This window comes from Bradyrhizobium commune (assembly GCF_015624505.1).
Taxonomy (GTDB): domain Bacteria; phylum Pseudomonadota; class Alphaproteobacteria; order Rhizobiales; family Xanthobacteraceae; genus Bradyrhizobium; species Bradyrhizobium commune.
Genome location: NZ_CP061379.1, coordinates 3,393,798 through 3,413,504 on the forward strand (window position 1 = coordinate 3,393,798; position 19,707 = coordinate 3,413,504).

The window sequence follows — 19,707 nt, forward strand, 5'->3', positions numbered from 1 at the left end:
TGCGCGTGGCCGCTAGGACGTTTGGTCAAGCGGGTGAGCTGATTGCTGGGCCGCCTAGTCAGGTGGGGTTATCGCATATGACGGCTGGAGAATGCCGAACCAGCTCGGCCTGCATGGTTCGAGACGCCCGCCTTGGCGGGCTCCTCACATGAGGGTCTCGCCGCGAAACGCGACCTCATCCTGAGGGCCTGCCATAGGCGGGCGTCTCGAAGGATGGCCACAAGCGAGCTTCTGTCCGCGAGCCAGCGGCTTCCTGAATCGAGCCTCAGAAGCGTCTGCTCAAGCGCTTCCTGACCCTCAGCGTCTCCCGTTCAAGGACAGGCGGGGACGGGCGTGGCGCTCACAATCGATGCGCTCACCAGAGCCTCGAGTGAGGAGGGCAGTTACTCCACCCTCCCGGTACCGCGGCGCAAATCCGCCTCGATCTGCAACCGAGTGCCGCCGCCAAAGCGGGCGCGGTAGACTTGCAGGTTCTCCATGATCCGCTGCACGTAGTTGCGCGTCTCGGAGAAGGGAATGAGCTCGACCCAGTCGACCGCGTCGATCTTGGCGTCGCGCGGGTCGCCGTAGCGGTCGATCCACTTCTTCACGCTGCTACGGCCGGCATTGTAGGCGGCAAAAGTCATGATGTAGGAGCCGCGATAATCCTCGAGCAGTCCGCCGAGCTCGGCGGCGCCGAGCGTGGCGTTGTAGGACGAATCGTTCTTCAGTCGGGACAGGTCGTAAGTCGCCCCGTGTCGCTTGCAGACATAGCGCGCGGCGTCGGGCGTCACCTGCATCAGGCCATAGGCCTGCGCTGGCGAGACCACGGATGGGTTGAACGCGCTTTCCTGCCGCGCAATCGCGTAGACGATGCTGCGCTCGACCTCGGGGCCGATCTGCGTGAACTGCGGAATGCCGTTGACGGGGTAGGCGTAGAAGTCGAACGGCAAACCGCGGTTGAGCGCGGCCTTGCCGACCAGCAGCATGCCGCGCGCGTCGCTGTAGCGCTGGGTCAGCTCGCCGAGCCCGGTGAGGGCCTCGGGATCGCCGTTCTCGCCCATGTCCGCCAGCATCGGCACCACCATCTCGCGCTCGTCGAGCTCGTAGAGCAGCTGCGCGGCGCGCACGATCTCCAGCCGCTCGGCCCCGCGGCCGCGTGGCTGGCTGTTGAGCTCGATCTGCGGCAGGCCGAGCTTTGCGCGCGCAAGCTGGCCGTAATAGCTGGTGGATTGCTCGGCGGCGCGAGCGTAGGCGTTGCGCGCCTCCTGCTGGCGGCCTGCGGCCTCGGCTGCGCGGCCCTGCCAATAACCGGCACGCGCCAGTGTGGTCGGATTGACGCTGCCGATGCCGATGCGGGCAAAATGCTGGCTGGCTGCCGCGGGATCGTTGAGGAAGCGCAGCGCGATCCAGCCCGCCGTGAACTCCTGCTCGGTCTTGTAGATGTCGCGCGAGGGCAGCGCCGCGTCGCGCGCGATCAGATAGGCGCTGCGGAATTCCTCGGTGTCGATCATCTTGCGCGCGAGCAGCCGCCGCTCGATCCACCATTCGTCGAGATTATAGAGCCGGTTCGGATCCTTCGGCGCCGACAGCATCAGCTGGGCGGCTTCGGCAAACTTCTCCTCGCGACGCAAGAGCTGGATCTTGCTGAAGATGAAGCCGGGATCGTTGTGCAATTCACGCGGCACCTCCTCGAGCAGCGCGCGCGTGTTCGGTGCCTTTCTGTTGGATGCGATGCGGGCCTTCGCGAGCGCGACATAGCCGGCACCGAGGCGTTTGGCGGCACGCAGAGCGGCCTCGGTCTCGCTGCCATAGAGCAGCGTGTCCATCCGCGCCTTCTGGTCGCCCGGCGTCAGCAGCGCGCCGAACTGGTCGAGCGCGTTGTTCTCGGTGTCTTCCGACATCGGATCGTTGCGCCAGGCTTCGCGCACCAGCCGCTCGGCATTGGCGCGGTCGCCGCGCGCCAGCATCGCCTTGGCGAGCGTGAAGCGGCCCTTCGCGGACACGGGGGATTCGTTCTCGAACCACGACCATGCCACGGAGTCGTCGCGCCGGTCGTCCCACATCGCGGCTTCGAGGCGCCGGCGCAGGAAGGTCTGCGACGGCCAGCTCGGATTGGCGGAGAGGAAGGCACGGTAGCGCTCCACGGTCGCGCCATTGTCCTCGCTGCGCAGGATGATCCATTCGGCGAGCTTTCGCGCGACTGGATCGGTGATCGAGGCGGCGTAATTGGAGGCGTCGCCCGACCTGCGCTTGCGTACGAGCTCAATGACGTTCTCCAGCGTGTCCTTGTCGGCTTGTGACGTCGACGAGGTCGCAGCGATCGCGGCCGGCGTCACTGGCTTGAGCGGTGCTGCGTGCTGGCGGGTCGCGGGTGCCAGCACCGGAGCTGCGACCGGTCTGGCAGGCGCCGGGGCGGTGGGCCTGATGGTCGCCGTCACAGCCGGGGCGGGTGCGGTCTTGGGGGCCGAACCGTTGGCGGTCGGTCCTGATTTTGGCGCAGGGGCCGCTGCCGCAGCCTTCGGCTTGTCGGGCTTGGGCTTGTCAGCTTTGGGCTTCGCGGATTCCTTGCTGGCGTCCTTCCCGGCATCCTTGGCAGGTTTCTTCGCAATGTCCTTTGCCGGAGCGCCAGCAGCTCCCGTGCTCGCGCCCTTCGCTGAGTCCTTGCCAGTTGCCTTGCTTGTCTCCTTGGCCGATCCCTTGGCAGGTCCCTTGGCGGCGTTGGCTGCTGGCTTCGCGGTGTCCTTGGTTCCTTCCGCGGTCGTCTCATCGGACTTGGCCCAGGCGGCGCAGCCTATCGACAGCCCCGCCAGCAGGCACACGACCAGACCAGCGGATCGCCATGAGGCATGGGAAAAGGAGGTCACGGCGTACGTCGCCCCGAATCAGTGAATTGGCTCAAGACCTATCTGTACAAGATCTGGCTGTATTTGATTGAATATGCGGACAAAATACCAACAGCCGCTTACCTTCGCCGGGTTTGCACCACCACCGCGGCAAAATCGCGGCCTAATCGGTGCGTCATGGGGCAGCGGCCCTTTTACCGGCAGGTGAGACCCGATATGAAGGGAGCTTGCTCAAGAGATCGCCGCGTACGGAGGAAGTCCATGGCAGCCAAGACGAAATTCCGGGGGTCGTTCACCGCCTTGGTCACGCCGTTCAAGAACGGTTCGCTGGACGAGGCGGCATTCCGGTCGCTGGTCAACTGGCAGATTTCCGAGGGCACCAATGGCCTGGTCCCGGTCGGCACCACCGGCGAGAGCCCGACGCTCAGCCATGACGAGCACAAGAAGGTGGTCGAATGGTGCATCGAGGAGGCCAAGGGCCGCGTGCCCGTGATCGCAGGTGCGGGCTCCAATTCGACCAAGGAAGCGATCGAGCTCGCCCAGCATGCCGAGAGGGCCGGCGCCAACGCCGTGCTGGTGGTGACGCCCTATTACAACAAGCCGACCCAGGAAGGGCTGTACCAGCACTTCAAGGCGATCAACGACGCGATCGGGATTCCGATCATCATCTACAATATCCCGCCGCGCTCGGTGATCGACATGTCGGTCGACACCATGAAGCGGCTGTGGGAGCTGAAGAACATCGCCGGCGTCAAGGACGCCACCGCCAGCATGGTGCGGGTGTCGCAGCAACGCGCCGCGATGGGCGAGGATTTCAACCAGCTTTCCGGCGAGGACGCCACCATCATCGGCTATATGGCGCATGGCGGCCACGGCTGCATCTCGGTGACCTCGAACGTGGCGCCGCGGCTGTGCTCGGAATTCCACGCCGCCTGGCAGAAGGGCGACACCAAGGCGGCGCTCGCGATCCACGACAAGCTGATGCCGCTGCACAATAACCTCTTCATCGAGAGCAATCCGGCCCCGATCAAGTACGCGATGACGCTGCTTGGCAAGCTCGACGAGGCGCTGCGGCTGCCGATGGTGCCGGTGTCCGAGCCGACCCGCGTTGCCGTGCGCAGTGCCATGGTGCACGCTGGCCTGATCAACTGACGCATCAGCCACCGGGGAGCTTTCATGAGCGCCGTCGAGGAAAAGGGCATGCGGATGCTCAAGGAGTTCCGCGAGTTCGCCATGAAGGGCAACGTCGTCGACCTCGCAGTCGGTGTCATCATCGGCGCGGCCTTCGGCGCGATCGTCAATTCGCTGGTCGGCGACGTGATCATGCCGATGATCGGCGCCGTCACCGGCGGCCTCGACTTCTCGAACTACTTCACCCCCTTGTCGAAGGCAGTCACTGCCACCAATTTAGCTGACGCGAAAAAGCAAGGTGCCGTGCTCGCTTGGGGCAGCTTCCTGACGCTGACGATCAACTTCATCATCGTCGCCTTCGTGCTGTTCCTGGTGATCCGCGCCATGAACACGTTGAAGCGCAAGGAAGAGGCGGCGCCCGCCGCCCCGCCGAAGCCGTCGGCCGAGGCCGCGCTGCTGACCGAGATCCGTGATCTCCTCAAGAAGTGACGCGCGCGCTTCATCCAAACTGTTAGCATCGCAGCGCATCTCGATCGGGTTTGACTTCCATGGCCGACAAGAACGAACGTCCGATCAAAGTCATGGCGGAAAATCGCAAGGCCCGCTTCAACTATGCGATTGAGGATACGATCGAGGCCGGCATTGCGCTGACGGGCACCGAGGTCAAGTCGATCCGCAACGGCAAGAGCACGATCGCGGAATCCTACGCCGACTCGAAGGACGGCGAGATCTGGCTGATCAACGCCACCATTCCCGAATACCTCCAGGGCAACCGCTTCAACCACGAGCCGAAACGGCCGCGGAAACTGCTGCTGCACCGCCGGCAGATCAACAAGCTCATGGGCGCGGTGGACCGCGAAGGCATGACGTTGATTCCGCTCAAACTCTATTTCAACGAGCGCGGTCGCGCCAAATTGCAGTTGGCGGTTGCAAAGGGCAAGAAGCTGCACGACAAGCGCGAAACTGAGAAGAAGCGCGACTGGAGCCGGGAGAAGGGCCGGCTGATGCGGGCAAGGGGATAGCGAGATGAATCAGAGAAACCTGCTCGAGGTCGATTGGAGCCAGATTCCCGCACCGACTGACGACGGTGGCGCCGCGCATCTGACCGGCATGCGGCTACCCGCGATCGGCCTGCGCGCGACCGACGACAATTCCGTCACGCTGTCGGCGCTCTCCGGCCGCACCGTGGTCTTCGCCTATCCGCGCACGGGCGAGCCTGGCAAAATCGCTTTGGTTGAGGACTGGGACATGATCCCGGGCGCGCGCGGCTGTACGCCGCAGACCTGCGCATTTCGTGACCTGTTCGCCGAGCTGAAGGCCGCCGGCGCCTCGCAGGTGTTCGGGCTCTCGACGCAGAGCAACGAATACCAGACCGAAATGGCGTCGCGGCTGCATCTGCCATTCCCCGTGCTCTCGGATGAGAAGCTGGAGCTCACGCGCGCGCTCACTCTGCCGACCATGGAGGTTGCGGGGCTGACGCTGATCAAGCGCATGGCGCTGATCATCGACGACGCCAGGATCACGCATGTGTTCTATCCGGTGTTTCCGCCCGACCGGAACGCCGGCGATGTGCTGGACTGGCTGAAGGCCAATCCCGTTAGCGCCTAATCGAGATCGGCTTTCACCTTCGCAAACACCGAGCGGAACATGTCAGGCGTCAGCACGCCTGTGTTCGTGTTGTAGCGCGAGCAGTGATAGCTGTCGTAGAGCCGGAACGGGCCAGCCTGATGCACCGCACCATGGCCGAACGGCGCTTGCGAGGCCTTCAGCTTTAGCGGCTTGAGCAGGGTGTCGTGCGCAATCCGCCCCAGCGCGATGATCGCCCGCAGGTTCGGCATCGTCTCGAGGTTCGCAACGAGAAACGGTCGGCAGGTGTTGATCTCCACCGGCAGCGGCTTGTTCTGCGGCGGCACGCAATGCACCGCGTTCGCAATCCGGCAATCCACCAGCTTCATACCGTCGTCGGGGCGCGCCTGATAGGTGCCGCTGGCAAAGCCGTATTCGATCAGGGTCGCGTAGAGCAAATCACCCGCATAGTCGCCGGTGAACGGCCGGCCCGTACGGTTGGCGCCCTGCATCCCCGGCGCGAGGCCGACGATGAGCAGGCGCGCCGTGATATCGCCGAACGGCGGAACCGGCGCGTTGTGCCAGGACGGCTCGCGCGCGCGGTTCGCCTCGCGAAAGGCGACCAGGCGCGGGCAGAGCGGACAGTCACGGTCGGGAACGAGGGCGGGGGGCTGGCGGCTTGACCGGGCCGCCTCACTCCTCGAAGTCGTCATCGCCCCTCGGCGCCATGGTGGTCGCGCGTTGGAGGAACTGCGGAGCGTGGTGGCGTCCCTCGCGCTCGCCGCGATCACGTGGCGCGGGGCGTTCGGACGGATCACGGCCGAGCTTGGATTGCAGCTCGACGAGATCGGTGAAGACGTCGGCCTGGCGGCGCAGCTCGTCGGCGATCATCGGCGGCTGGCTGGCGATGGTGGAGACCACGGTGACGCGCACGCCGCGGCGCTGCACGGCCTCGACCAGGGAGCGGAAGTCGCCATCACCGGAGAACAGCACCATCTGGTCGATGTGCTCGGCGAGCTCCATGGCGTCGACCGCAAGCTCGATGTCCATGTTGCCCTTGACCTTGCGGCGGCCGGAGGCGTCGATGAACTCCTTGGTCGCCTTGGTGACGACGGTGTAGCCGTTGTAGTCCAGCCAGTCGATCAGGGGACGGATCGAGGAATATTCCTGATCCTCGATGATCGCTGTGTAGTAGAACGCCCGCAGCAGCGTCCCGCGGCTCTGAAATTCCTTCAGCAGACGCTTGTAATCAATGTCGAAGCCGAGAGTTTTTGCCGTCGCGTAGAGATTGGCCCCATCGATGAAGAGCGCAATCTTGTTGGTAGGGGAAGGTGACATTCAGTTTGCTCGCGTAGTGTTCGTGATAAATTCGTTTATTGTTGGCGCGACGGCAGCCAGCCGCGCAATTCAAAGTGCTGCCGAAACCCGTCGAAACCGCAAATCCGGAGAAGTCGGGGCAATCAAGGTATAGTTATGGCGGACTTTCATACACCCGGCGCCGCCCTCAATGGCAGCCCGGGAAACCACCCATCCCAGCCCCAATGTGGAGGTACCAGAGCCGTTTGGCGAGGCCAAATCACAAATTGGCCTTGCGAAATCGCCCTGGCCCCTATAACTACCCCCAATCATCCACATATTTCGTCCCACCCACAACGGAGCGACAGTCTATGGCTCGCGTCACCGTAGAAGATTGTATCGACAAGGTCGACAACCGGTTTGACCTGGTCCTGCTGGCCGCCCACCGGGCCCGCATGATTTCGTCCGGTTCACAACTAACGGTTGACCGCGATAACGACAAGAACCCTGTTGTATCTTTGCGTGAAATTGCCGACCAGACCATCTCTCCGGAGGACCTCCGCGAGGAGCTCGTGCACTCCCTCCAGAAGTTCGTCGAGGTCGATGAGCCCGAGCCGGATACGGTGCCGCTGATCGGTTCCGCGGGCGCGAGCGTCGATGCGGACGACACGGAAGTTGCGGTTGAGCGCATGACCGAAGAGGAGCTCCTGAAGGGCCTCGAAGGGCTCGCGCCGCCGGAAGAGCAGCCGGAGGAAGACGAGTAATCGTCCTATCGTGATCTTCGAATTGTTGTGATCTTATCGAAGGCCCGAACCCGTGTTCGGGCCTTTGCTTTTGTTGCCGTTTTCGTGGTTACCATGGCGTTGTCGATTGGCGCCGCGCAGCTTGCATCGAATTGATCGGCCGCGCGCGCGATCGGCGCTAAGATGTATACAACGAGCCCTCCCTCGGCCCGTTTGAAGGCAGGACGCATGGTGTATCGACGCCGCAGACCAACGCAGATGCAGGCCGCAACCGAATCGGTTGCCGTGGCCCCGACTGCGCAGGTGGCGCGGCCGGCGAAGCCGCGTGCGCGCATGATGCGTCAATATGACCTCGTCGAGCGCGTTCGGTCCTACAATCCCAACACCAATGAAGACCTGCTGAACCGCGCCTATGTCTACGCCATGAAGGCGCACGGCTCGCAGACCCGCGCCTCCGGCGATCCGTATTTCTCCCACCCGCTCGAAGTGGCGGCGATTCTCACCGACCTGAAGCTCGACGACGCGACCATCGTCGCGGCATTGCTGCACGACACGATCGAGGACACCGAGGCGACGCGGGCCGAGATCGACCAGATCTTCGGATCGGAGATCGGCGCGCTGGTCGAGGGCCTGACCAAGCTGAAGCGGCTCGAGCTCGTCTCGCGCGAGGCCAAGCAGGCCGAGAATCTGCGCAAACTGTTGCTGGCGATTGCCGACGATGTCCGCGTGCTCCTGGTGAAGCTCGCCGACCGCCTGCACAACATGCGCACGCTGGAATTCGTGCCGACCGAATCGCGCCGGCGCATCGCCGAGGAGACGCTCGACATCTACGCGCCGCTCGCCGGGCGCATGGGCATGCAGGAAATGCGCGAGGAGCTGGAGGATCTGTCCTTCCGCACCCTCGATCCCGAGGCCTATTCTGTGGTGATGCAGCGGCTCGACGCGCTCGCCGAGCGCAACCGCAATCTGATCGGCGAGATCGAAGACCAGCTCTCCAACAATCTGCGCCACCGCGGCCTGGGCGCGCGGGTCTACGGCCGCCGCAAGAAGCCGTTCTCGATCTGGACCAAGATGGAGCGCAAGTCGGTCGGCTTCGAGCAATTGTCCGACATCTTCGGCTTCCGCGTCGTCGTCAACGACGTCGAGGCCTGCTACCGCGCGCTCGGCATCGTCCATACCACCTGGCCGGTCGTGCCGGGGCGTTTCAAGGACTACATCTCGACGCCGAAGCAGAACGATTATCGTTCGATCCACACCACGGTCATCGGTCCTGGCAACCAGCGCGCCGAACTCCAGATCCGCACCGAGGCGATGGACCAGATCGCCGAGCGCGGCATCGCCGCGCATGTGTTCTACAAGGAAGGCGAGGGCTCGCCGACCGAATTCCTCAAGCGCGAGTCCACCGCGTTCGCCTGGTTGCGTCACACCGTCGGCATCCTCTCCGAGAGTGCCAATCCCGAGGAATTCCTTGAGCACACCAAGCTCGAGCTGTTTCACGACCAGGTGTTCTGCTTCACCCCGAAGGGCAAGCTGATCGCGCTGCCGCGCCATGCCAATGTGATCGACTTCGCCTATGCGGTGCACACCGACGTCGGCAACAGCGCGGTCGGCTGCAAGATCAACGGCAAGTTCTCGCCGTTGTCCTCGGAGCTCCAGAACGGCGACGAGGTCGAGGTACTGACCTCGGAGGCGCAATCGGCACCGCCTTCGGCCTGGGAAACGCTTGCGGTCACAGGCAAGGCGCGCGCTGCGATCCGACGTGCCACGCGTACCGCCGTGCGTGACCAATATGTCGGCCTCGGCCGGCGCATCGTCGAGCGCCTGTTCGAACGCGCCAAGATCGAATATGCCGACGACAAGCTGAAGGGCGCGTTGCCGCGGCTCGCGCGCACCTCGATCGAGGACGTCATGGCGGCGGTCGGCCGCGGCGAGATCAAGGCCTCCCACGTCGCGCGCGCGATGTATCCCGACTACAAGGAGGAGCGCGTCGCGCGCTACGGCATCAAGAAGGGACTCGCCGCCAAGCTCAAGGAGAAGGCGGCGTCCGAGCCGCCGCGCAGCCCCGTCGCGATTCCGATCCGTGGCATCAATTCGGAGCTGCCGGTGAAGTTCGCGCCGAATGGCGGCGCCGTGCCCGGTGACCGCATCGTCGGCATCGTCACGCCGGGCGAGGGGATCACGATCTATCCGATCCAGTCGCCGGCGCTGAAGGATTTCGAGGAGGAGCCGGAGCGTTGGCTCGACGTGCGCTGGGACATCGAGGATTCCGTGCCGCAGCGCTTCCCCGCCCGCATCAAGGTCGAGAACGTCAACGAGCCCGGCGCGCTGGCGCAGATCGCGACCGTGATCGCCGAGCACGACGGCAATATCGACAATATCAGCATGCAGCGCCGCTCGCCCGACTTCACGGAGACGACGATCGACCTCGAAGTCTACGATTTGAAACATTTGAGCGCGATCCTGGCCCAGTTGCGCGCGAAGGCGGTCGTCGCCCGCGTCGAACGTGTTAATGGATAGGCGCCTTTCGGTCTGTTCTTGCGCTTACGAGAGTCCCTGCAATGCCCGCTCTTCCGCTCCGCCTCGGCGTCAATATCGACCATGTCGCGACCGTCCGTAACGCGCGCGGCGGCCGCCATCCCGATCCGGTCCGCGCGGCCTTGCTGGCGATCGAGGCCGGCGCTGACGGCATCACCGCGCATTTGCGCGAGGACCGCCGGCACATCCGCGACGAGGACATGGCGCGGCTGAAGGCCGGGATCTCCAAGCCGCTCAATTTCGAGATGGCGGCGACCGACGACATGATGCGGATCTCGCTCGCGACCAAGCCGCACGCGGTGTGCCTGGTGCCGGAGCGCCGGCAGGAGGTGACGACCGAAGGCGGCCTCGATGCGGTCGGCCAGCACAACGCGCTCGCGCCCTACATCGCGCGGCTCAACGATGCCGGCATCCGCGTCTCGCTGTTCATTGCCGCAGACCCCGCGCAGATCGAAATGGCGGCGCGGCTGCGCGCGCCTGTGATCGAGATCCACACTGGCGCGTGGTGCGATGCCGTGGTCGACGGCCACACCGAGAAAGCCGAGGCCGAGTGGCTGCGGATCGTGGCGGGCGTGAAGCTTGCGAAGAACGCGGGGCTCGAGGTCCATGCCGGGCATGGGCTCGATTATGCGACGGCGGAGAAGATCGCTGGCCTGCCGGAGATCATGGAGCTCAACATCGGCTACTACATGATCGGCGAAGCCCTGTTCGTCGGCCTCGCCGAGACCGTGCGCAGCATGCGCGCCGCAATGGATCGCGGCCGGAGCAGGGCATGATCATCGGCATCGGCTCCGACTTGATCGACATCACCCGTGTCGGCAAGGTGATCGAGCGCCATGGCGAGCGCTTCCTCGACCGCATCTTCACCGAGGCCGAGCGGGCCAAGGCGGAGCGGCGGGCCAAGAACGAGAAGATGGTGGTCGCAACCTATGCCAAGCGTTTTGCCGCCAAGGAGGCCTGCTCCAAGGCGCTCGGCACCGGGATCCGGCGCGGCGTCTGGTGGCGCGATATGGGGGTGGTCAACCTGCCGGGCGGGCGGCCAACCATGCGGTTGACCGGAGGCGCTCTGGCGAGGCTTCAGGCCCTGACGCCGGAGGGGTTCGAGGCCCGGATCGATCTGTCGATCACCGACGATTGGCCCCTGGCGCAGGCCTTCGTGATCATTTCCGCGGTGCCGCTGGTCAAGCCCTGATCGCCTGGCGGTCATTTTATAATTCGTATTGAAAATCAATGTCTTGCAGGTTTTTGATGAGATCCTTGATTGCGTGGCCCCCGACAACCGTCTAAAAGTCCGCCGACGCAGATCAGCCTGGGCGAATTCGGCTTTACGCCGGAATTGGCCCTCACTATCAGAATCAGGACAATCTCCTTGCACCGCGAAAGCGATGGGCCGTTCGCGGGAGGAGGGCGCTCTGTGACCGCCGGTCGGAATTGAGAGAGCAATGAGCGTGACTTCGGGAACAAAAACTGAGAGCGGCGTCGGCGAAACGATCCGGGTCGTGATCCATGCTCTCCTGATCGCGCTGGTGATCCGCACCTTCCTGTTCCAGCCCTTCAACATCCCGTCCGGCTCGATGAAGGCGACGCTGCTGGTCGGCGACTATCTGTTCGTCTCGAAATATTCCTACGGCTATAGCCACTACTCGATCCCGTTCTCGCCGCCGCTGTTCTCGGGACGTATCTGGGGTTCGGATCCGAACCGGGGCGACATCGTCGTGTTTCGGCTCCCGAAGGACGACTCCACCGATTACATCAAGCGCGTGATCGGCCTTCCCGGTGACCGCGTCCAGATGAAGGACGGCCTGCTCTACATCAACGACACGCCGGTCGAGCGGCAGCGCATGAGCGAATATGTCGGCGAGGATCCGTGCGGCTCCGAAGGCGGTGGCATCTCGCGGGTGAAGCGCTGGAAGGAGACGCTGCCGAATGGCGTGTCCTATGAGACGCTGGATTGCGCCGACCATGGCTACATGGACGACACCAACGTCTACACCGTGCCACCCGGCCATTTCTTCATGATGGGCGACAACCGCGACAATTCCACCGACAGCCGCTTTCTCGGCCAGGTCGGCTATGTACCGGCGGAAAATCTGATCGGCCGCGCCCAGATGATCTTCTTCTCCATCGGCGAGGGCGAGCACGCCTGGATGTTCTGGCGCTGGCCGTGGTCGGTGCGCTGGAATCGCTTCTTCAAAATCGTCCGATGAAAGACGAAGCCAAGGACATCACGACCCAACCGATCGAGGCGCAAGCCGCTCCTGAGGGCGAAGCTGCAACAAAGGCGCTCGCCACCAAGGCCGCTGAAACGAAGACTCCTGCGAAGAAGAAGCGGGTGAGGGGCAGCAAGGCCAAGGACAAGGCGGCGGCCGACGCAAATGCTGCGCTCGAGGCGCGTATCGGGCACGGCTTTGCCGATCCGAACCTGCTGATGCAGGCGATCACGCATGTCTCGGCGCTGAAGTCCGGGCGCAAGCGCGGCGACAGCTACCAGCGGCTGGAATTCCTCGGCGACCACGTGCTCGGTCTCGTCGTGTCCGACATGCTCTATCACGCCTTTCCAAACGCCGATGAGGGCGAGCTGTCGAAGCGCCTCGCCGAGCTCGTGCGCAAGGAGAGCTGCGCCGATGTCGCAAAATCGCTCGGGCTGCTCGACGACATCAAGCTCGGCTCGGTCGGCCCCGCCGCCGACGGCCGCCTGCGCAAGTCGATCCTCGGCGACATCTGCGAGGCCGTGATCGGCGCCATCTTCCTCGACGGCGGCCATGCGGCGGCATCCGAATTCGTCAAGCGCAACTGGACCGAGCGCATGCACAAGCCGCGGCGGCCGCTGCGCGATCCCAAGACCGTGCTCCAGGAATGGGCACAGGGAAAGGGACTGCCGACGCCGGTCTATCGCGAGGTCGAGCGCACCGGGCCGCATCACGATCCGCAGTTCCGCGTCGCGGTCGACCTGCCGGGGCTGGCGCCGGCCGAAGGCATCGGCGGCAGCAAGCGCGCGGCGGAGAAGGTTGCGGCCTCCGTCATGATCGAACGCGAAGGCGTTGGCGGCGGCAATGATGGCTGAAACGAGCGAGGCACCGGCTGCGACGCGCTGCGGCTTCGTGGCGCTGATCGGCGCGCCCAATGTCGGCAAGTCCACGCTGGTCAACGCGCTGGTCGGCGCCAAGGTCACGATCGTCTCGCGCAAGGTGCAGACCACGCGCGCGCTGATCCGCGGCATCGTGATCGAGAACAACGCGCAGATCATCCTGGTCGATACGCCCGGCATCTTCCTGCCGAAGCGGCGACTCGATCGCGCCATGGTCTCGACGGCCTGGAGCGGGGCGCATGACGCCGATCTCGTCTGCGTTCTGCTCGATGCCAAGACCGGGATCGACGAGGAGGCCGAGGCGATCCTCACCAAGGCCGCCAGCGTCAACCACGAGAAGATTCTGGTCATCAACAAGGTCGACCTGGTCCAGCGCGAGACACTGCTGGCGCTGGCGCAGGCGGCGAACGAGCGCATGAAGTTTGCGAAGACCTTCATGATCGCGGCGATCTCGGGCGACGGCGTCGACGACATCCGCGCCACGCTCGCCGAGATGGTGCCGCCGGGCCCGTACCTCTATCCCGAGGACCAGATGTCGGACGCGCCGATGCGGCAGCTGGCGGCCGAGATCACGCGCGAAAAGATCTATCAGAAGCTGCACCAGGAATTGCCCTACCAGTCCACTGTCGAGACCGACAAATGGGAGGAGCGCAAGGACAAGTCGGTGCGCATCGAGCAGACGATCTTCGTGGAGCGCGAGAGCCAGCGCAAGATCGTGCTCGGCAAGGGCGGCGCCACCATCAAGTCGATCGGCGCGGACTCGCGGAAAGAGCTGATGCAGATCCTGGATGCGCCGGTGCATCTGTTCCTGTTCGTCAAGGTGCGCGAGAACTGGGGTGACGATCCCGATCGCTACCGCGAGATGGGCCTGGAATTTCCCAAAGAATAAGCAAGAACAGATCGGTATCCGATGAGCGTGCCCCGTAACGTCCAGCGCTTCGAAGCGTTGCTCTATGCATCGCTGATGCTGGATGCCCTGTCGGTCGCAGTGCAGGACCGAACGCCAAATGCCGAGATGACCGAGCAGATGATCATGACGGCGACCCTGCTCGCGGGTGGCATGATCCTGCTGCTGGTCTATTTCGTCTGGTTGGCCGCGCATTGGCGCAAGAACTGGCCGCGCTGGGTGCTGGGAGCAGCACTGGTGCTATCGGTGATCTCGCTCGCGCAGATCATCGGCGAGCGGGGCCTCGAGCTCGACAGCGTCATCGAGATCGTGTCCTGCGTGCTGACGGCGTTCGGGCTGTATTTTTCCTTCAGCGGCGATGCCCAGGGCTGGTTCAACGCGTGATCGAAATTGGTGGGCACGCTTCGCTTTGCCCACCCTACGATCGCTCGAATTGCGCTACACTTCGCGCCATGGAATGGACCGACGAAGGCATTGTGCTGGGCGTGCGGCGGCATGGCGAGAGTAGCGCTATCGTCGAGCTGCTGACTCGCGGCCACGGCCGGCATCTCGGGCTCGTGCGCGGTGGCGCCGGCTCGCGGCTGCGGCCGCTCTTGCAGCCCGGCAACAGCGTCAGCGCGGTGTGGCGGGCGCGGCTCGACGAGCATCTCGGCACCTATGCCATCGAGGGGTTGAAGCTGCGCGCGGCGACGCTGCTGGGATCGTCGCATGGTGTTTATGGCGTCACTCATCTTGCCTCGATTGCACGGCTGCTGCCGGAGCGCGATCCGCACGAGCAGATCTTTGCGATGCTCGAGCATTCGCTCGACGATTTCGACGATATCGGCAGCGCCGCCGTGCACGTGATCCATTTCGAGCTGGCCATGCTCGGAGAACTCGGCTTCGGGCTCGCGCTCGAAAACTGCGCGGTGACTGGGGAGACCACGGACCTGATCTACGTCTCGCCGAAATCCGGCGGCGCGGTGTCACGCACGGCAGGTGAGCCGTGGCGCGACCGGCTGTTGCGGCTGCCACCGTTCCTGCGTCAGGGCCAGATGCACGACGACCTCACCGACGAGGATCTCCAGGACGGCTTCCGGCTCACCGGCCTATTCCTGCTGCGCCACGTGCTGGAGCCGCGAGGACAGGGGCATTCCGACGCGCGGGCCGGCTTCATCAGCGCCCTGACACGGCAGCAGGCCAAAGCGGCGCTCCCGGCGCCATGAGCTGACTGAGTCTCTGCCCTGCCTCAGGACATGTTTCTCCGGAACGAATTGTGCTTGTACCAGTTGGCCGAGCAGGTTCCACAACGGGGATAGCCTAAATGTTGATCAGGGGACTCGTATTGTCAGCCGCGCTGGTCGCGGTTGCGCCGGACGCGATAGCCGGCGAGCCGCAACCGGGCGTGTTTCGCCGCGCCTCCTGCACCGTCGTCAGGTACTATGTGGCGAAATATTCCGCTGCGGCCGCAGAGACATGGGCGAGATCCAAGGGCGCGACCGAGGCTGAAATCGAGGCCGCCCGCCGTTGCCTGACCAACGCGCCTGTGACCGCACAGGCCAAGGTTCAGCCCACCGTGACTGCCGGCTGGGCAGGCCAGTAACGACCCACAGGGAACCAATCGATCCTTGCCCGATTCGCTTCCACGGTTTAACCGGGCGGCATGGGAAAACGAATCGTTCCGCCGGAAGAACCGGCCGAAATTCACGACGTTCCGCTGCGTGAGGCGCTGGAAGAGCGCTATCTCGCGTATGCGCTCTCGACCATCATGCATCGCGCGCTGCCAGATGCGCGCGACGGCCTGAAGCCGGTGCACCGGCGCATCCTCTACGGCATGCGCCTGCTCAGGCTCGACCCCGGCACGGCCTTCAAGAAGTCCGCCAAGATTGTCGGCGACGTGATGGGCTCGTTCCATCCGCATGGCGACCAGGCGATCTACGACGCCATGGTGCGTCTCGCGCAGGACTTCTCCTCGCGCTATCCGCTGGTCGACGGCCAGGGCAATTTTGGCAATATCGACGGCGATAACCCCGCCGCCTACCGCTACACCGAAGCGCGCATGACCGACGTCGCGCGGCTTCTGCTCGACGGCATCGACGAAGACGGTGTCGAATTCCGCGCCAATTACGACGGCCAGTCGAGGGAGCCGGTCGTGCTGCCAGGCGGCTTCCCGAACCTGCTCGCCAACGGCGCGCAGGGCATCGCGGTCGGCATGGCGACCTCCATCCCGCCGCATAACGCCGCCGAGCTCTGCGACGCGGCGCTGCATCTGATCGAGAAGCCCGACGCGAAGTCGAAGGCCCTGCTGAAATGGGTCAAGGGCCCGGATTTCCCGACCGGCGGCATCTGTGTCGATTCCAAGCAGGCGATCGCGGAGGCCTACACCACCGGCCGTGGCTCGTTCCGCGTCCGCTCGAGATGGGAGCAGGAGGAGGGCGCACGCGGCACCTGGGTCGTCGTCGTCACCGAGATCCCCTTCCTGGTGCAGAAGTCGCGCCTGATCGAGAGGGTCGCCGAGCTGCTGGACCAGAAGAAGCTGCCGCTGGTCGGCGACATCAGGGACGAGTCGGCCGAAGACGTCCGCATCGTGATCGAGCCGAAGTCGAAGAACGTCGATCCCGCGCTGATGATGGAATCGCTGTTCCGGCTCACCGAGCTCGAGAACAAGATTCCGCTGAATCTCAACGTGCTGATCAAGGGCCGCATCCCCAAGGTGGTGGGGCTCGCGGAGTGCCTGCGCGAATGGCTCGACCATCTGCGCGACGTGCTGATCCGCCGGACCAGCTATCGCAAGGTGCAGATCGAGAACCGGCTCGAGGTGCTCGGCGGCTTCCTGATCGCGTTTCTGAATATCGACGAGGTGATCAGGATCATCCGCAACGAGGATGAGCCGAAGCCGGCGCTGATGAAGCGGTTCAAGCTCACCGAGGTGCAGGCCGAAGCCATCCTCAACATGCGGCTGCGCTCGTTGCGCAAGCTCGAGGAAATGGAGATCCGCACCGAGGACAAGAACCTCCGCAACGAGCTCAAGGGTGTCAACGCCATCCTCGCCTCCGAGACCGAGCAGTGGAAGAAGGTCGGCGAGCAGGTCGGCAAGGTCCGCGACATGTTCGGACCGAAGACGCCGCTCGGCAAGCGCCGCACCACCTTCGCCGACGCCCCCGAGCACGATCTCGCCGCGATGGAGGAAGCTCTCGTCGAGCGCGAGCCGGTCACCGTCGTCGTCTCCGACAAGGGCTGGATCCGCACCATGAAGGGCCATGTCGAGGATCTCTCGGGGCTCGCCTTCAAGCAGGATGACAAGCTCGGCTTCGCCTTCTTCGCCGAGACCACGTCGAAGCTGTTGTTGTTCGCCACCAACGGCAAGTTCTATTCGCTTGATGTGGCGAAGCTGCCCGGCGGCCGCGGTCATGGCGAGCCGATCCGCCTGTTCATCGACCTCGAGCAGGAGGCCGCGCCCGTCGCGCTGTTCGTCAACAAGGGCGGACGCAAATTCCTGGTCGCGAGCCACGAGGGCCAGGGCTTTGTCGTCAACGAGGACGATTGCGTCAGCACGACCAAGAAGGGCAAGCAGGTCCTCAACGTCGACATGCCGAACGAGGCGCGCGCGATCACCGAGGTGCTCGGCGACACCGTCGCGGTCATCGGCGACAACCGCAAGATGCTGGTCTTCCCGCTCGACCAGGTGCCGGAGATGGCGCGTGGCCGCGGCGTGCGCTTGCAGAAGTACAAGGACGGCGGCCTGTCGGACATTGCAGTGTTCGACGCCAAGGCGGGCCTCACCTGGAAGGACTCCGCGGGCCGCGAATTCTCGGCGACCATGAAGGAGCTCGCCGAGTGGCAAGGCACTCGCGCGGATGCCGGCCGCCTTCCGCCGAAGGGCTTCCCGAAGTCGAACAAGTTCGGCAAGGCGATCGGGTAATCGCTCTCTTATTCCTGATGTACAGCAATGCTCTTGCATGGCTGTATCGGTCTGCGCGGCCTGATACCGTCCGCCATCCCGGTGTTCTGGAACTTTGAGAAGTAACGCGATGTACGATGTCATTGTTGTCGGCGGCGGCTCAGCCGGTGCCGCTATGGCCGCACGGCTCTCCGAGGATCCTGCACGACGCGTGCTGCTGCTCGAAGCCGGTCTCGACTGGCGCGCCGACGAGGCGCCCTGGGAGGTGCGGACGCCCAATCCCATTCCGATCATCCACCAGCGCGAGTACCAGGAGAAATGGCAGTGGCCTGATCTCTTGACGCGCCGGGTGGCGGGACAGGAGCCGCGCTTCTACTGGCGCGGCAAGGGGCTCGGCGGCTCATCGATGATGAACGGCCAGATCGCCATCCGCGGCGTTGCCGACGCATTCGACGAATGGGCGGCCAATGGCTGCACCGGCTGGTCGGCCAAAGAGGTGATGCCGCTGTTCTCCGTGATCGAGGACGATCTTGAGTTCAGCGACGCCGCAGGCCATGGCCGCGGCGGACCGCTGCCGGTCTATCGCGCGCCGCCGGAAAAATGGGGCCCGATCGATCAGGGCTTGCGCGATGCGGCGCTGGCGAGCGGCTATCCCTGGTGCGCGGACGTCAATGGCCCGGACGGCGAGGGCGTCGCCTGCTATCCCATCAACAGCCGCGACGGCCGTCGCATCACGACGAACGAAGGTTATCTCGAGCCCGCGCGCGGCCGCGCCAATCTGGAGATCCGGGGCAAGACGCTGGTCGATCGCGTGCTGATCAGCGACGGAAGGGCGACCGGCCTGCGCGTCCATGTCGAGGGGCAGGGCACCCAGGAGATCAGCGCGCGCCATATCGTGCTCTGCGCCGGCGCGATCCACAGCCCGGCGATCCTGCTGCGCTCCGGCATCGGCCCGGCCGACGAGCTGAAGGCGATGGGGATCGCGGTCGAGCGCGACCTGCCGGTCGGCCGGCATTTCTTCGACCACCCGCTGTTTCGCGCCACGATCCAGCTCCACGAAAAGCTGCGGCCGACTGACCCCGACACCCGCCACACCAATTGCTGCGTGACCTATTCCTCGGGCCTCGCCAATGGCGGCAAGCGCGACATGATCCTGATCGCCTTCAACCATCGCGGCATCGGCATGCCAGGTGCGATCGGCGCCGGGCTGTTCAATGCGTATTCGCGCGGCACGCTGAAGCTGGCTTCGACCGATCCCAGTATCGATCCGGTCGTCGAGGAGAACATGCTGGCCGATCCCCGCGACATGCTGCGAATGATGGATGCCGTGAAACGGCTCGCCGTGATCACCTCGCAGCCGGCGCTTTCCGGCATCGCGGACTGGATCCGACTGACCGACACCGATCTGACATTGCCGCAGGCCGCCGCGCTGCCGGATCGCGAGCTCGATGCGCTGCTGCGCCGTGAAACCGGCGACATCCAGCACGCCGCCGGCAGCTGCCGCATGACCGGCGCCGACGATGACGACGGCGTGGTCAATCCCGACGGCACGGTGAAGGGGATCGCGGGCCTGCGCGTTGCCGACGCCTCGATCATGCCGTCGGATTGCCGGGCCAACACCCACTTCACGACGGTGGTGATCGGCGAGGCGATCGCGCGGATGATGATGCGGTAGTGCTACTGCATCCGCGTCATTGCGAGCGGAGCGAAGCAATCCAGAGTCCTTCCGCGGAGAC

The 19,707-nt window shown here is 64.6% G+C and carries 19 protein-coding genes; 16 read left to right on the forward strand and 3 right to left on the reverse strand.

Features of this window, described 5'->3' with window-relative positions:
* Positions 1 to 383: 383 nt before the first annotated feature.
* The gene (locus IC761_RS15920) at positions 384 to 2,846 is read right to left on the reverse strand and encodes a transglycosylase SLT domain-containing protein (RefSeq protein WP_195804135.1); all 2,463 of its coding nucleotides are present in this window, start codon (positions 2,844 to 2,846) and stop codon (positions 384 to 386) included.
* Positions 2,847 to 3,086: 240 nt separating this feature from the next.
* On the opposite strand from IC761_RS15920, the gene dapA reads away from it, so the two are divergent.
* From dapA to IC761_RS15940, 4 genes are read left to right on the forward strand one after another with little or no spacing between them, the layout of a single operon-like run.
* Positions 3,087 to 3,977 (forward strand): 4-hydroxy-tetrahydrodipicolinate synthase, encoded by an 891-nt coding sequence (gene dapA / locus IC761_RS15925; protein ID WP_195804136.1) that lies wholly within the window; start codon positions 3,087 to 3,089, stop codon positions 3,975 to 3,977.
* Positions 3,978 to 4,031: 54 nt separating this feature from the next.
* A complete protein-coding gene (gene mscL, locus IC761_RS15930; RefSeq protein WP_195804673.1) occupies positions 4,032 to 4,445 on the forward strand; it encodes a large conductance mechanosensitive channel protein MscL in 414 nt (137 codons plus the stop codon).
* 59 nt (positions 4,446 to 4,504) lie between these two features.
* Positions 4,505 to 4,978 (forward strand): SsrA-binding protein SmpB, encoded by a 474-nt coding sequence (smpB, locus tag IC761_RS15935; RefSeq protein ID WP_027530006.1) that lies wholly within the window; start codon positions 4,505 to 4,507, stop codon positions 4,976 to 4,978.
* A 4-nt stretch (positions 4,979 to 4,982) separates the two neighbouring features.
* Positions 4,983 to 5,564, forward strand: a complete 582-nt coding sequence (locus IC761_RS15940) for a peroxiredoxin (RefSeq protein ID WP_195804137.1) — start codon at positions 4,983 to 4,985, stop codon at positions 5,562 to 5,564.
* On the opposite strand, the gene IC761_RS15945 is transcribed toward IC761_RS15940, so the two are convergent.
* Positions 5,561 to 6,235, reverse strand: a complete 675-nt coding sequence (locus IC761_RS15945; RefSeq protein ID WP_195804138.1) for a uracil-DNA glycosylase — start codon at positions 6,233 to 6,235, stop codon at positions 5,561 to 5,563. The genes IC761_RS15940 and IC761_RS15945 overlap by 4 nt on opposite strands.
* Entirely contained in the window at positions 6,216 to 6,860 is a 645-nt protein-coding gene (locus tag IC761_RS15950; protein ID WP_195804139.1) for a LabA-like NYN domain-containing protein, read from the reverse strand. The genes IC761_RS15945 and IC761_RS15950 overlap by 20 nt, the downstream gene beginning before the upstream one ends.
* 329 nt (positions 6,861 to 7,189) lie before the next feature.
* Between IC761_RS15950 and rpoZ the strand changes: the two genes are divergently transcribed.
* From rpoZ to IC761_RS16010, 12 genes are all read left to right on the forward strand, one after another.
* The gene (rpoZ, locus tag IC761_RS15955) at positions 7,190 to 7,582 is read left to right on the forward strand and encodes a DNA-directed RNA polymerase subunit omega (RefSeq protein WP_027522935.1); all 393 of its coding nucleotides are present in this window, start codon (positions 7,190 to 7,192) and stop codon (positions 7,580 to 7,582) included.
* A 207-nt stretch (positions 7,583 to 7,789) separates the two neighbouring features.
* Entirely contained in the window at positions 7,790 to 10,078 is a 2,289-nt protein-coding gene (locus IC761_RS15960) for a RelA/SpoT family protein (protein WP_195804140.1), read from the forward strand.
* 41 nt (positions 10,079 to 10,119) lie between these two features.
* Complete coding sequence (locus tag IC761_RS15965) at positions 10,120 to 10,872, forward strand: pyridoxine 5'-phosphate synthase (RefSeq protein WP_195804141.1); 753 nt, start codon at positions 10,120 to 10,122, stop codon at positions 10,870 to 10,872.
* Complete coding sequence (acpS, locus tag IC761_RS15970) at positions 10,869 to 11,288, forward strand: holo-ACP synthase (RefSeq protein WP_195804142.1); 420 nt, start codon at positions 10,869 to 10,871, stop codon at positions 11,286 to 11,288. The genes IC761_RS15965 and acpS overlap by 4 nt, the downstream gene beginning before the upstream one ends.
* Before the next feature lie 250 nt (positions 11,289 to 11,538).
* On the forward strand, positions 11,539 to 12,303 hold the full coding sequence (gene lepB / locus IC761_RS15975; protein ID WP_195804143.1) for a signal peptidase I: 765 nt from the start codon (positions 11,539 to 11,541) through the stop codon (positions 12,301 to 12,303).
* Positions 12,300 to 13,160: a ribonuclease III gene (rnc, locus tag IC761_RS15980; protein ID WP_195804144.1), complete on the forward strand. Its 861-nt coding sequence runs from the start codon at positions 12,300 to 12,302 to the stop codon at positions 13,158 to 13,160. Before lepB ends, rnc begins: the two co-directional genes overlap by 4 nt.
* Entirely contained in the window at positions 13,150 to 14,073 is a 924-nt protein-coding gene (era, locus tag IC761_RS15985; protein ID WP_195804145.1) for a GTPase Era, read from the forward strand. Before rnc ends, era begins: the two co-directional genes overlap by 11 nt.
* Before the next feature lie 21 nt (positions 14,074 to 14,094).
* Positions 14,095 to 14,475 carry a hypothetical protein gene (locus IC761_RS15990; RefSeq protein WP_195804146.1) on the forward strand — a complete coding sequence of 127 codons (381 nt, stop codon included), beginning with the start codon at positions 14,095 to 14,097 and terminating at the stop codon, positions 14,473 to 14,475.
* A gap of 68 nt (positions 14,476 to 14,543) precedes the next feature.
* A complete protein-coding gene (gene recO / locus IC761_RS15995; protein ID WP_195804147.1) occupies positions 14,544 to 15,296 on the forward strand; it encodes a DNA repair protein RecO in 753 nt (250 codons plus the stop codon).
* Between the two features lie 98 nt (positions 15,297 to 15,394).
* Positions 15,395 to 15,673, forward strand: coding sequence for a hypothetical protein (locus tag IC761_RS16000; RefSeq protein WP_195804148.1), 279 nt, complete (start codon positions 15,395 to 15,397; stop codon positions 15,671 to 15,673).
* A gap of 60 nt (positions 15,674 to 15,733) precedes the next feature.
* Positions 15,734 to 17,992, forward strand: coding sequence for a DNA topoisomerase IV subunit A (gene parC / locus IC761_RS16005; protein WP_195804149.1), 2,259 nt, complete (start codon positions 15,734 to 15,736; stop codon positions 17,990 to 17,992).
* A gap of 109 nt (positions 17,993 to 18,101) precedes the next feature.
* Positions 18,102 to 19,646, forward strand: coding sequence for a GMC family oxidoreductase (locus tag IC761_RS16010; RefSeq protein ID WP_195804150.1), 1,545 nt, complete (start codon positions 18,102 to 18,104; stop codon positions 19,644 to 19,646).
* Positions 19,647 to 19,707 lie beyond the last annotated feature (61 nt).

Excerpts from the sequence above, each read along its gene's own strand:
- lepB (WP_195804143.1), top strand. The coding sequence starts at position 11,539 with ATGAGCGTGACTTCGGGAACAAAAACTGAGAGCGGCGTCGGCGAAACG.
- mscL (WP_195804673.1), top strand. The coding sequence starts at position 4,032 with ATGCTCAAGGAGTTCCGCGAGTTCGCCATGAAGGGCAACGTCGTCGAC.
- IC761_RS16010 (WP_195804150.1), top strand. The coding sequence starts at position 18,102 with ATGTACGATGTCATTGTTGTCGGCGGCGGCTCAGCCGGTGCCGCTATG.
- IC761_RS15940 (WP_195804137.1), top strand. The coding sequence starts at position 4,983 with ATGAATCAGAGAAACCTGCTCGAGGTCGATTGGAGCCAGATTCCCGCA.
- dapA (WP_195804136.1), top strand. The coding sequence starts at position 3,087 with ATGGCAGCCAAGACGAAATTCCGGGGGTCGTTCACCGCCTTGGTCACG.
- IC761_RS15950 (WP_195804139.1), bottom strand. The coding sequence starts at position 6,860 with ATGTCACCTTCCCCTACCAACAAGATTGCGCTCTTCATCGATGGGGCC.
- IC761_RS15990 (WP_195804146.1), top strand. The coding sequence starts at position 14,095 with ATGAGCGTGCCCCGTAACGTCCAGCGCTTCGAAGCGTTGCTCTATGCA.
- acpS (WP_195804142.1), top strand. The coding sequence starts at position 10,869 with ATGATCATCGGCATCGGCTCCGACTTGATCGACATCACCCGTGTCGGC.
- era (WP_195804145.1), top strand. The coding sequence starts at position 13,150 with ATGATGGCTGAAACGAGCGAGGCACCGGCTGCGACGCGCTGCGGCTTC.
- IC761_RS16000 (WP_195804148.1), top strand. The coding sequence starts at position 15,395 with ATGTTGATCAGGGGACTCGTATTGTCAGCCGCGCTGGTCGCGGTTGCG.
- smpB (WP_027530006.1), top strand. The coding sequence starts at position 4,505 with ATGGCCGACAAGAACGAACGTCCGATCAAAGTCATGGCGGAAAATCGC.
- rpoZ (WP_027522935.1), top strand. The coding sequence starts at position 7,190 with ATGGCTCGCGTCACCGTAGAAGATTGTATCGACAAGGTCGACAACCGG.
- rnc (WP_195804144.1), top strand. The coding sequence starts at position 12,300 with ATGAAAGACGAAGCCAAGGACATCACGACCCAACCGATCGAGGCGCAA.
- IC761_RS15960 (WP_195804140.1), top strand. The coding sequence starts at position 7,790 with ATGGTGTATCGACGCCGCAGACCAACGCAGATGCAGGCCGCAACCGAA.
- parC (WP_195804149.1), top strand. The coding sequence starts at position 15,734 with ATGGGAAAACGAATCGTTCCGCCGGAAGAACCGGCCGAAATTCACGAC.
- recO (WP_195804147.1), top strand. The coding sequence starts at position 14,544 with ATGGAATGGACCGACGAAGGCATTGTGCTGGGCGTGCGGCGGCATGGC.
- IC761_RS15945 (WP_195804138.1), bottom strand. The coding sequence starts at position 6,235 with ATGACGACTTCGAGGAGTGAGGCGGCCCGGTCAAGCCGCCAGCCCCCC.
- IC761_RS15965 (WP_195804141.1), top strand. The coding sequence starts at position 10,120 with ATGCCCGCTCTTCCGCTCCGCCTCGGCGTCAATATCGACCATGTCGCG.